Genomic DNA, 13,381 nt, shown 5'->3' with positions numbered 1-13,381 from the left:
TGCGGGTGCCGCATGCGTTTCACTCGAGGCGACCACGCCGTGAACCTGGAGGTACCTGGTGGCACTGTCTTCGGACAAGGACAAGGTCGTCGAAGCGCTCCGGGCGTCCTTGCGGGACAACAAGCGGCTGCGGGAGCAGAACGACCGGCTCGCGGCCGCCTCCAGGGAACCGATCGCCGTCGTCGCCATGGGCTGCCGGTTCCCCGGTGGCGTGACCGGCCCCGAACAGCTCTGGGACCTCCTGCGCGACGGCACCGACGCCATCGGGAGCTTCCCCGCCGACCGCGGCTGGACCGCCGCCGAACTCGCCGGCAGCGACACCGCCGAGGGCGGCTTCCTCGACCGAGCCGCCGACTTCGACCCCGGCTTCTTCGGCATCTCGCCGCGCGAAGCCCTCGCCATGGACCCGCAGCAACGCCTGCTCCTGGAAGTCTCATGGGAAACCTTCGAACGCGCGGGGCTGGACCGGAACGCACTGCGAGCCAGCGACACCGGCGTCTTCATCGGCTGCAGCAACCAGGCCTACGGCTCCACCGACCTCGACGGCCTGCCCGACGAAGTCCGCGGCCACCTGCTCACCGGCAGTGCCGTGTCCGTCGCCTCGGGGCGGATCGCCTACACCTTCGGCCTCGAAGGCCCCACCGTCACCGTCGACACCGCCTGCTCGTCCTCGCTCGTCGCGCTGCACCTCGCCGTGCAGGCGCTGCGCGCGGGGGAGTGCTCGATGGCGCTCGCCGGCGGTGTCACCGTGATGGCGACGCCCGTCGTGTTCGTCGAATTCACCAGCCAGGGCGGGGTTTCCGCGTCCGGGCGCTGCCAGTCCTTCGCCGACGCCGCCGACGGCACCGGCTGGGGCGAGGGCGCCGGCGTGCTGCTCGTCGAGCGGCTGTCCGACGCGCGCCGCAACGGCCACCCCGTGCTCGCCGTCCTGCGCGGCTCCGCGGTCAACTCCGACGGCGCGTCCAACGGCCTCACCGCTCCCAACGGCCTTTCGCAGCAACGCGTCATCCGCGCCGCGCTCGCCAACGCCGGCCTCGAACCGTCCGAAGTGGACGCCGTCGAGGCGCACGGTACCGGCACCACACTGGGCGACCCGATCGAGGCGCAAGCCTTGCTCGCGACGTACGGACGCGACCGCGAACACCCGCTCCGCCTCGGCTCGATCAAGTCCAACATCGGGCACACCCAGGCCGCCGCCGGCGTGGCCGGCGTGATGAAGATGGTCCTGGCCCTGCGTCACGGCGAGCTGCCGCGCACCCTGCACGTCACCGAGCCGTCCAGCCAGGTCGACTGGACGCGCGGCTCGGTCGAGCTGCTCACCGAGCACACCGCCTGGCCCGAGACCGGCGCGCCTCGCCGGGCCGGCGTCTCGTCGTTCGGCGTCGGCGGGACCAACGCCCACGTCGTCCTCGAAGCGGCCGAGCCGTCGCCGGAGGAACCCGAAGCGCCGCGGGGCCCGGCGGCCTGGGTCCTGTCCGCACGCAGCGCCGAGGCGTTGCGCGAGCAGGCCGACCTCCTGCGCAAGCACGTCACCGGGACCGTCCGGCCGGGCGACGTCGGCCTGACGCTCGCCACCGCCCGCACCGCCTGGGAACACCGCGCCGCCGTGGTCGGCGACACCGTCGAGGACCTGGTCCGCGGCCTGGACGCGCTCGCGAACGCGACGCCGTCGGCCGAGGTCGTCCGGGGTGTCGCCGCGCCGCCGGGCAAGACGGCCTTCGTCTTCCCCGGCCAGGGCGCGCAGTGGGCCGGGATGGCCGTCGGCCTGCTCGACGAGCCCGTCTTCGCCGGCCGGATGGCCGAGTGCGCCGCCGCGCTGGCGCCGCACGTCGACTGGCCGCTGCTCGACGTCCTGGGTGACGCGGACGCGCTGGCCAGGGTCGACGTCGTGCAGCCGGCCTCCTGGGCCGTGATGGTCTCGCTCGCCGCGCTCTGGCAGGCGGCGGGGGTGCGGCCCGGCGCCGTCGTCGGGCATTCCCAGGGCGAGATCGCGGCCGCGGTCGTCGCGGGTGGACTGTCCCTTGAGGACGGTGCGCGCGTGGTCGCCCTCCGGAGCAAGCTCATCGCCGAAGAACTCGCAGGCAAGGGCGGGATGGCCTCCGTCGCCTTGTCCCTTGAGGACATCACCGCGCGACTCGACGAGCGGATCAGCGTCGCGGCGGTCAACGGCCCGGGCTCGGTCGTGCTCTCCGGCGAGCCGGAAGCCCTCGACGCACTCGTCGAAACCCTCACCGCAGAAGGAATCCGCGCGCGCCGGATCCCGGTGGACTACGCGTCGCACTCCGCGTACGTCGAGGCCATCGAGGCCCCGCTGCTCACCGCGCTCGCCCCGATCACCCCGCGCGAAGCCGTGCTCCCGCTGCACTCCTCGGTGCTCGGCGAGCGGATCGACACCAGCGTCATGGACGCCGCCTACTGGTACCGGAACCTGCGTCGGACGGTCTTGTTCGACACGGCCGTGCGCGGCCTGGCCGCGGCGGGGTTCACCACGTTCGTCGAGGTCAGCGCCCACCCCGTGCTCGCCGCCGCCGTCGAAGACACTCTGGACGAGCCCATCGTCGTGGGGTCGCTGCGTCGCGGGGAAGGTGGCCTGCCGCGCTTCCTGACGTCGCTGGCCGAGCTGTGGAGCCGTGGCGCGTCGGTCGAGTGGGCCGGGCTGTTCCCCGGCGCGCGGCTCACCGACCTGCCCACCTATCCCTTCCAGCGCGAACGCTACTGGCTGACCGCCGCCGAGAAAACCGCCGGCGCGGCCGACGACCAGTTCTGGTCCGCTGTGGACAGTGGGGACGCCGACGCTCTCGCCGCGTCATTGGACGTCGATACGACGGCGATCGCCGACGTCCTGCCCGCGCTGGCCCAATGGCACAAGCGCCGCACCGAACAGTCCGTTGTGGACAACTGGCGCTACCGGATCGCGTGGCAGCCGGCCAACCCGCCCGCGGCGGAGCTCACCGGCCGCTGGCTGGTCGTCGCCCCCTCCGGATACCCGGCCGACGCCCTCGTCGAGGGCTTGGCCGCGCACGGCGCCGAGCCGGTCCTGCTGACCGTCGAACCCGGCGCTCAGCTCCCCGAGCTGCCCACCGAAGGCGTCACCGGTGTCCTGTCCTTGCTCGCCTTCGCCGACGATGGTCTCTACGCCACCATCGAGCTGGTCCGCGCCGTGTCCGCGCCGCTGTGGCTGCTGACCCGCGGCGCCGTCTCCACCGGCCGCTCCGACCGGCTGACCCACCCCGCACAGGCGCAGATCTGGGGCATGGGCCGGGTCGTGGGCCTGGAGCACCCGGACCGCTGGGGTGGCCTGGTCGACCTGCCCGAAACCCTCGACGACCGCGCGCTCGGCCGCCTGGCCCGGGTGCTCAGCGAGGCGAGCGAGGACCAGGTCGCGATCCGCGCGGCCGGGATCCTCGTCCGCCGTCTGGTCCCGGCGCCGCTCGGCCGCACCGCCCGCGAGTGGCGGACGAGCGGAACCGCGCTGGTCACCGGCGGTACCGGGGCCCTCGGCGCGCACGTCGCCCGCTGGCTGGCCGGCGCGGGTGCCGAGCACCTCGTGCTGACCAGCCGCCGCGGCCCCGACGCCGACGGCGCCGCTGAGCTGCGTGAAGAGCTGACGGCGCTTGGCGTCGAGGTGACCATCGCCGCCTGCGACGTCGCCGACCGCGACGCGCTGGCCGCCCTGCTCGCCGGCATCGAACCCCGCACCGTCGTGCACGCGGCCGGCGTGGGCCGCTCGGCCGCCCTCGCCGACACCGACCGCGCCGAAGTCGCCGAGACGCTGCGCGCGAAGGTCGAGGGTGCCGCCAACCTCGACGCCCTGCTCACCGGGGACCTCGACGCGTTCGTCCTGTTCTCCTCCAACGCCGGTGTCTGGGGTGGCGGCGGCCAGGGCGCGTACGCCGCGGCCAACGCCGCCCTCGACGCGCTGGCGCAGCACCGCCGGGACCGCGGCCTGACCGCGACATCGGTGGCGTGGGGCGCGTGGGCCGGCGCGGGCATGACCGGCGACGACTCGGGCGAGCAGCTGCGCCGCCGCGGCATCCGCGCGATGGACCCCGCGCTCGCGCTCACCGTGCTCGGTCAGGCGCTCGACGCGGACGAGACGTTCCTGTCCGTCGCGGACATGGACTGGGCGCGATTCGCCCCCGCCTTCACCGCGGCCCGCCCGCGGCCCCTGCTCGACGAGCTGCCCGAGGTCCGCGACGCCCTCGCGACGACGCCGGTCGAGGCGGACTCTTCCTTGGCGCAAAAGCTTTCCGGCCTGACCGAGGCGGGGCGAGCGGAGGCGTTGCTCGATCTCGTGCGTGCCGAGACCGCCGCCGTCCTGGGCTACCCCGGGCCGGGCTCGGTCGAGCCGGACCGGGCCTTCCGCGACCTGGGTGTCGACTCCCTGATCGCCCTGGAGGTGCGCAATCGGCTCGTCGCGGCGACCGGGCTCAAGCTGCCCGCCGTCGTCCTCTTCGACCACCCGGACCCGCGGCGGCTCGCCGCGCTGCTGGGGCACAAGCTGCTCGACGCCGGCCCCGTGGCGGCCGATCAGCTGGTGTCCCAGGTGGACGTCGACGAGCCGATCGCGATCGTGTCGATGGCGTGCCGCCTGCCCGGTGACGTGCGCTCGCCGGAAGACCTATGGGACCTGGTTTCCGCCGGCGCCGAGGGGCTGTCGGCCTTCCCTGTGAACCGAGGCTGGGACGTCGACGGCGTCGGCGGGTTCGTCCACGACGCCGACGAGTTCGACGCCGGCTTCTTCGGGATCTCCCCGCGGGAAGCCCTGGCCATGGACCCGCAGCAGCGGCTGCTGCTGGAGAGCGCGTGGGAGGTCTTCGAACGCGCCGGGATCGACCCGCGCTCCCTGCGCGGCAGCGCGGCCGGGGTGTTCGTCGGCTGCGGCACGCAGGGCTACGCGACCGGCCACGCCGAGGCCGCGGAAGAGGTCGAAGGGCACCTGCTCACCGGGAACGCCGGTGCGGTCGTGTCCGGCCGGGTGTCCTATGTGCTCGGTCTCGAAGGTCCCGCGGTGACCGTCGACACGGCGTGTTCGTCGTCGCTGGTGGCGCTGCACCTGGCCGCCCAGTCGGTCCGCTCCGGCGAGTCGTCGATGGCGGTGGCCGGCGGTGTGACGGTGATGGCGACGCCGGGCGCGTTCCAGGAGTTCGCCAAGCAGGGCGGCCTGGCCGGCGACGGCCGGTGCAAGTCCTTCGCCGAGGCGGCGGACGGCACCGGCTGGGGCGAGGGCGTCGCGCTCGTGCTGGTCGAGCGCCTGTCGGACGCGCGACGCCTCGGCCACCCGGTGCTCGCGCTGCTGCGCGGGTCGGCGATGAACCAGGACGGCGCGTCCAACGGCTTGAGCGCCCCGAACGGCCCGTCGCAGCAGCGCGTGATCCGCGCGGCGCTGGCCAACGCGGGCTTGGCACCGTCCGATGTGGACGCCGTCGAAGCGCACGGAACGGGCACGACGCTCGGCGACCCGATCGAGGCGCAGGCGTTGCTGGAGACGTACGGCCAAGACCGCGAGCGGCCCCTGTGGCTCGGTTCGGTGAAGTCCAACGTGGGCCACACGCAGGCGGCGTCGGGCGCGGTGGGCGTCATCAAGATGGTCCTCGCCCTGCGCGGCGCGACGCTGCCGAAGACGCTGCACGTCGACCGGCCGTCGGACCGGGTCGACTGGACGTCCGGCGAGGTGCGCCTGCTGACCGAGGCACAAGGGTGGCCGCGCGGTGACCGGCCGCGTCGGGCGGGTGTGTCGTCGTTCGGGGTCAGCGGGACCAACGCGCACGTCATCATCGAGGAGCCGCCCGCGGTTCCGTCCGTCCACAATGTACCTTCCGAAGGCGTTGTGCCGTGGGTGCTTTCCGGCCGGACCGAGCAGGCGGTGCGTGACGCCGTCCGCGCGCTGCCGGACGGCGACCCGGCCGACATCGCGCTGGCGCTGGCCGCGCGGTCGGCCTTCGAATACCGGACCGTCGTCGTGGGAGACGGTCGCGACGACCTGCTCGCCGGCCTCGCCGCGACGACTCCCGGACTCGCGGAGCCGGGCAAGACGGCGTTCCTGTTCTCGGGCCAGGGGTCACAGCGGGTCGGGATGGGTGCGGAGCTGTACGAGCGGTTCCCGGTGTTCGCGGACGCGTTCGACGCGGTCTGCGCGCTGGTGGACTCTTCCCTCGATAGGCCGTTGCGCGAAGTCGTTTTCGGCGACGCTCCGGCGCTCGACCGGACGGGGTACACACAGCCGGCGCTGTTCGCGGTCGAGGTGGCGTTGTTCCGGCTGCTGGAATCGTGGGGAGTGGTCCCGGACCACGTCGCGGGCCACTCGATCGGCGAGATAGCCGCGGCGCACGTCGCCGGAGTTCTGTCCCTTGAGGACGCTTGCACGCTGGTGTCGGCGCGGGCGAGCCTGATGCAGGCGCTGCCCGACGGCGGCGCGATGCTGGCGGTGCAAGCCACCGAGGACGAGGTCGTCGCCGCTCTGGACGACGGCGTGAGCTTGGCCGCGGTGAACGGACCCGACGCCGTGGTGGTCTCCGGCGAGGTCGACGGGGTCGAGGCGCACTTCGCCGGGCTGGGCCGGAAGGTCCGGCGGCTCACGGTGTCGCACGCGTTCCACTCCGCGTTGATGGACCCGATGCTGGACGCGTTCGCGGCTGTCGCCGACGGCCTGACGTTCCACGCGCCGAAGATCCCGTTGGTGTCCACTGTGTCCGGTCGACTGGCCGGGGACGAGATCCTGACCCCGGTGTACTGGGTACGTCAGGTCCGCGAGCCCGTCCGGTTCGCCGACGCGTCCGCCGCGCTCGCCGGGCTCGGTGTCACGCGCGGGCTCGAACTCGGCCACGGCGGCGTGCTCTCGGCGCTGGCCGCGTTCCCCACGGTTCCCTTGCTGCGCAAGGACCGTGCCGAGTACGCGAGCCTGCTGACCGCCCTCGGCGACGCGCACACGCGGGGCCACACGGTCGACTGGCAGGCGGTCCTGCACGCGGCGTACCCCGGGCGTTCCGGTGGCGACGTCACGCTGCCGACGTACCCGTTCCAGCGCACGCGCTTCTGGCTGGAGAGCCGGCCGGCGCCGGACGCGCAGTTCTGGGCGGCCGTCGAGAGCGGCGACTTCCAGGCTCTGGCGGCTTGGCGCGAGCGCGGCCAGGCCCCGGCCGGCCAGTACGAAGTCACCTGGGCACCCGTCGACCCCGGTGACGCTCGGCTCGGCGGCCGGTGGCTCGCGGTGGTCCCCGCCGGCGCGGACCCGAACCTCTTCGACGACGTCCTCGAGGTCACCGCCGAAGACGATCGTGCCTCCCTCGCCGAACGCTTGCGGGGCCGCGACCTCGACGGCATTGTGTCCACTTTGGACGTCGAAGGTCAGCTTGCCTTGGTCCAAGCCCTCGGTGATGCCGAGATCGACGCGCCGCTGTGGTGCGTCACCCGGGGCGCGGTCGCCGCGGCCGAAGGGGACGTGCCGGACCCCGTCCAGGCGATGGTCTGGGGCCTCGGGCGCACGGTCGCGCTGGAGCACCCGCACCGCTGGGGCGGCCTCGTCGACCTGTCCGCCGACGCCGACGAGGAGACGGTCCGCGCGATCCTCGGCGGCGCGACCGGCGAAGACCAGGTCGCCGTCCGCGGGACGCGGGTACTGGCCCGCCGCCTCGTCCGCCGCACCCCGCGTCCGGCGACGCCCTGGCAGCCCAGCGGCACGATCCTGATCACCGGCGGCACCGGCGCGCTCGGCAAGCACGTCGCGCGCTGGCTGGCCGGCGCCGGAGCCGAGCGGCTCGTCCTGACGAGCCGGCGGGGCCCCGACGCGCCGGGTGCCGGCGACCTCGAAGCCGAGCTGACCCGGCTCGGCGTCCGCGTCGACGTCGTGGCCTGCGACGTCACCGACCGCGCCGCGCTCGAAGCGACCCTGGAGTCCGTCGGCGAACTCACCGCGGTCGTGCACACCGCCGGTGTCCTGGCCGACGGGGTCCTCGAAGCCCTCACCCCGGAACGCCTGGCCGAGGTCGTCGACGCGAAGGCCGTCGCCGCCCGGCACCTGCACGAACTCACCACCGGGCTCGACGCGTTCGTCCTCTTCTCCTCCTTCGCCGGCACCTTCGGTGCGGCCGGGCAGGGCAACTACGCCGCCGCCAACGCCTCCCTCGACGCCCTCGCCGAACAGCGCCGCGCCCAGGGCCTGGTCGCGACGTCGGTCGCCTGGGGCCCCTGGGCCGACGGCGGGATGGCCACGGCGGCCGCCGCCGAAGAGCACCTCGGGCGCACCGGGCTCGCCCCGCTGCGGCCCGACCGGGCGATCGCCGCGTTGCGCGCCGCGATCGAGAGCGGTAGCCCGGCGGTCACCGTCGCCGACGTCGACTGGGGCCGGTTCGCGGCCGCGCTCACCGCGCACCGCCCGAGCCCGCTCATCGCCAGTCTGCCCGAGGTCCGGCAGCTCGCACCCGCCGCCGCGGACCCGCTCGAGCTCGCCGGACTGTCCACGACGGACGCCGACCGGCTCCTGCTCAAGCTGGTGCGCGAACAGGTCGCGCACGCACTCGGCCACCGCTCGGCCGACGACGTCGCGGCCGGCCGCACCTTCAAGGAGCTGGGGTTCGACTCGCTGACCGCCGTCGAGCTGCGCAACCGCCTCGACACCGCCACCGGGCTGCGGCTCCCGGCCACCCTCGCGTTCGACTACCCCACGGCGACCGCGCTGGCGGCGTACCTGCGCGCGGAACTGCTGGGCGAAGCCGAAGAAGCGTCGGTAGTGGTGGTGCAGAACACCGACGAGCCCATCGCGATCGTCGGGATGAGCTGCCGGTTCCCCGGCGGGGTCCGCAACCCGGCCGAGCTCTGGGCGCTGCTCGCCGAGGGCCGTGACGCCGTCTCGGAGTTCCCCGCCGACCGCGGCTGGGACACCGACGCGCTCTACGACCCGGACCCCGACCACGCCGGGACGACCTACGTGCGCGAAGGCGGTTTCCTGGCCGGTGCCGACCGGTTCGACGCCGAGTTCTTCGGGATCTCGCCGCGCGAGGCGCTGGCCATGGACCCCCAGCAGCGGCTGCTGCTGGAGGCCTCCTGGGAGGCGCTGGAGCACGCGGGCATCGACCCCCTGGCCGTGCGCGGCGCGCCGGTCGGCGTGTTCGCCGGCACCAACGGGCAGGACTACACCGCGGCGCTGCACTTCGGCGAGGCGAGCGTCGACGGCTACCTCGCCACCGGCAGCGCCGGCAGTGTCCTTTCCGGACGGATCGCCTACGAGCTCGGGCTGGAAGGCCCGGCGATGACCGTCGACACGGCGTGCTCGTCGTCGCTGGTCGCCCTGCACCTGGCCGCCCAGTCGCTGCGCGCGGGCGAGTGCTCGCTGGCCCTGGCCGGCGGCGTCACGATCATGTCGACTCCCGGCCTGTTCGTCGAGTTCAGCCGGCAGCGCGGCCTCGCGAAGGACGGCCGGTGCAAGGCCTTCGCCGACGAGGCCGACGGCACCGGCTGGGGCGAAGGCGTCGGCGTCGTCCTCGTCGAACGGCTTTCCGACGCGCGTCGCAACGGACACCCGGTGCTCGCGATCGTCCGCGGCAGTGCCGTCAACCAGGACGGCGCGTCGAACGGCTTGACCGCGCCCAACGGCCCGTCGCAGCAACGCGTGATCCGTGCGGCGCTGGCGAATGCGGGCCTGACGCCGTCCGATGTGGACGCGGTCGAAGCGCACGGCACCGGCACGACACTGGGCGACCCGATCGAAGCGCAGGCCTTGCTGGCGACCTACGGCCGGGACCGCGAAGAACCGCTGTGGCTGGGTTCGATCAAGTCCAACGTCGGGCACACGCAGGCCGCCGCCGGTGTCGCCGGGGTCATCAAGATGGTCCTCGCGATGCGCCAGGGCGTGCTGCCCGCGACCCTGCACGTCGGCGAGCCGTCGCGGCACGTCGACTGGGACAGCGGTGCGGTCTCCCTGCTGACCGAGTCGCGCCCGTGGCCCGAGCACGAGGGACCGCGTCGCGCCGGGATCTCGTCGTTCGGCGTCAGTGGCACGAACGCGCACATCATCGTGGAGCAGGTTCCCGAAGCGCCGACCGAGTCCACAGTGGAGGGCGAAGAAGCTCCGTGGGTGATCTCCGCCCGCTCGGAGGCAGCGGTCCAGGACCGCGTCGCCGCGCTGGCCGAGGTGCCCGGGAGCGTCGCCGAGATCGCCTGGTCGCTGGTGAGCACCCGGTCGACCTTCGAGCACCGCACGGTCATCCTCGCCGACCACCGCGAACCGACCACGACCGTCACCGGGACAGCCGGGGCCGCGGGGGAGACGGTGTTCGTCTTCCCCGGTCAGGGCGCGCAGTGGGTCGGGATGGCCGTCGACCTGCTCGACGAGCCGGTCTTCGCGCGGAGGATCGCCGAATGCGCCGCTGCGCTGGCCCCGCACGTCGACTGGTCGCTGACCGACGTCCTGAGCGACGAGGAAGCCCTCAAGCGGGTCGATGTCGTGCAGCCCGCGTCCTGGGCCGTGATGGTGTCCCTGGCCGCACTCTGGCGAGCGCACGGGATCGAGCCGGACGCCGTCGCCGGGCACTCCCAGGGCGAGATCGCGGCCGCGGTCGTCGCGGGTGGACTGTCCCTCGAGGACGGTTCGAAGGTCGTCGCGCTGCGCAGCAAGGCGATCGCCGCCGGACTCGCGGGCAAGGGCGGCATGGCCTCGATCGCGCTCGACGTCGGCCGCGTCACGGACCTGCTGCCGGAGGGCGTCGCGATCGCGGCCTACAACAGCCCGACATCGACGGTCGTGTGCGGCGACCCGGCCGCCCTGGACGAGCTGATCGCCCAGTGCACCGAAAAGGACATCCGCGCCCGGCGCATCCCGGTGGACTACGCCTCCCATTCCGTCTACGTCGAAGGCATCCGCGACGAACTGCACGAGGTCCTGGCCGGTCTGAGCCCCCGCACGGGTGACGTGCCGTTCTACTCCGCGGTGACCGCCGAGCCGGTCGACACCGCCACCCTCGACGCCGGCTACTGGTACCGGAACCTGCGCGAGCCGGTCCGTTTCCTGGACACGACCCGCGCGCTCGTCGAGCGGGGGCACCGCTTCTTCGTCGAGGTCAGCGCGCACCCGGTGCTGCTGTCCGCCATCCAGGAGACCCTCGACGACACCCCGGGCGTCGTCGTCGGCACCCTGCGCCGCGGCGAAGGCGGCCGGCACAGGTTCCTGACGTCGGTCGCCGAGCTGTGGACGCAGGGGCACGACGTCGACTGGCGGACCTTCGTCCCCGAGACCCGCACGGTCGGCCTCCCCACCTACCCGTTCCAGCACCGGCGCTTCTGGCCGAAGCCCAAGACGCCCGTGGCGGCCACCGGCTACCCGGTCGACGACAGCTTCTGGGCCGCGGTGGAACGCGAGGACCTGGCGTCGATCGCCGGCACCCTCGCCGTCGCGCCGGAACCGCTCGGCGACGTCCTGCCCGCGCTCGCGTCCTGGCGGCGCACCCGGCTCGAGAAATCCACTGTGGATGGCTGGCGGTACCGCATCACCTGGAAACCCTTCGCCACCGAACAGAAACCCCTGCCGGGGAGTTGGCTGTTCGTGACGCCCGAAGGCAGCGACCACCCTTGGATCGAGGCGGGGCGTCAGGCTGTCGAGGGCGCGACCGTCGTCCCAATCACCGTCGGGGCCACCGACCGGGCCGCGCTCGGCAAGCAGCTGGTCGACCTCCCCCCGGTGGACGGCGTCCTCTCCCTGCTGGCCCTCGACGGGACCGGAGACGCGGTGCTCCCGCGCGGCGTCGCGAACACCCTGCTCCTGACCCAGGCGCTCGGCGACGCCGGGATCGCCGCCCCGCTGTGGCTCGCCACGGCGGGCGCGGTGGCCACCGGCCGCGCCGACACCGTCACCGACGCGGCGCAGTCCCAGGTCTGGGGGCTGGGCCGGGTCATCGGCCTCGAACACGCCGACCGCTGGGGCGGCCTGGTCGACCTGCCCGCAACGACCGATGCGCGTGACCGGCAGCGGCTGACGTCGATCCTGGCCGCGGCCGGCGACGAGGATCAGGTCGCCGTCCGCGCGTCCGGGGTGCTCACCCGCCGCCTGGTGCCGGCCCCGGTCGGCGACGACGTGCCGGCTCGCGACTGGCGACCGGACGGCACCGTGCTGATCACCGGCGGCACCGGCGCGCTCGGCGCCCACGTCGCGCGCTGGCTCGCCGGCCGCGGCGCCCGGCGCCTGGTGCTCACCAGCAGGCGGGGCGAGGCAGCACCCGGCGCGGCCGAACTCCGCGAGGAGCTGACCGCCCTCGGCGCGGACACGACGATCGCCGCCTGCGACGTCGCCGACCGGACGGCCCTGAAAGCGCTGCTCGACGGGCTGGGCGAGCCCGTCCGGGCCGTCTTCCACGCGGCCGGGATCGTCCAGGGCACCGCGCTCGACGACACCGAGCTGACCGAGTTCGCCGAGGTCGTCCGAGCCAAGGTCGCCGGCGCCACGCACCTGGACGAGCTCCTCGACGACCTCGACGCGTTCGTCCTGTTCTCCTCCAACGCCGGCGTCTGGGGCAGCGGTGGCCAGGGCGCGTACGCGGCGGGCAACGCGTTCCTCGACGCGCTCGCCCAGCGCCGTCGTGACCGCGGGCTCACCGCGACTTCCGTCGCGTGGGGCGCCTGGCAGGGCGCGGGCATGGCGGGCGACAACGACGCCGAGGAGCACCTGCGCCGCCGGGGTGTGGGCGCGATGCCGCCGGAGCGGGCCCTGCTCGCGCTGGGGCAGGCGATCGACCGCGACGAGACCGTCCTCACCGTCGCCGACGTCGACTGGGAGCGGTTCGTCCAGGGCTTCACCGCCGCGCGGCCGCGCCCGCTGCTCGACGACCTCCCCGCGGTCCGCCGGGCCCTCGACGCCCGGCCGGCGGAGGCCGAGACGGCGGACTTCGCGAGCCGGCTGACCGGCTTGCCGGCCGTCGAGCAGGAGCGCGTGGTGCTCGACCACGTCCGCGACGCCATCGCCCGGGTCCTCGGGCACGCGGGCGCCGAGGAGATCGACGCGAACCGGCCGTTCAAGGAGATCGGCTTCGACTCCTTGACCGCGGTGGAGCTGCGCAACCGCTTGCGCGCGGCGACCGGGCTCAAGCTGCCCGCCACCCTCGTCTTCGACCACCCGACGCCGTCCGCGCTGGCCGGGTTCCTGCTGTCGGCCCTGGTCGGCGAGGAGGTCTCGGTCCTGGGTGAGCTGGACCGGATCGAGGCGCTGGTTTCAGGGGTTTCCCCAGACGATGACGCCTTTGGGCAAATCACCAGCCGACTTCAGACCATGCTGAACAAGCTGGGAGAGACCCGGGCGTCCGACGGGCGTCCCCGGGCCGCCCAGCAGCTCGAAGGCGCGACGGACGACGAAATTTTCGACTTCATCCACCGGGAGCTCGGCAGGTCGTAGATGCCC

The 13,381-nt window shown here is 73.9% G+C and carries 1 protein-coding gene; it reads left to right on the top strand.

Annotated features, from left to right (window positions below):
• Positions 1-58 precede the first annotated feature (58 nt).
• Positions 59-13,375, top strand: a complete 13,317-nt coding sequence (locus ACZ7OU_RS40360) for a type I polyketide synthase (RefSeq protein ID WP_470259315.1) — start codon at positions 59-61, stop codon at positions 13,373-13,375.
• The last annotated feature ends 6 nt before the right edge of the window (positions 13,376-13,381 follow it).

The sequence above is a fragment of the Amycolatopsis sp. NPDC114505 genome (genome assembly GCF_055633615.1).
The sequence above is the reverse complement of the archived record's forward strand: the minus strand, read 5'-3'. Positions and strand labels throughout refer to the sequence as shown.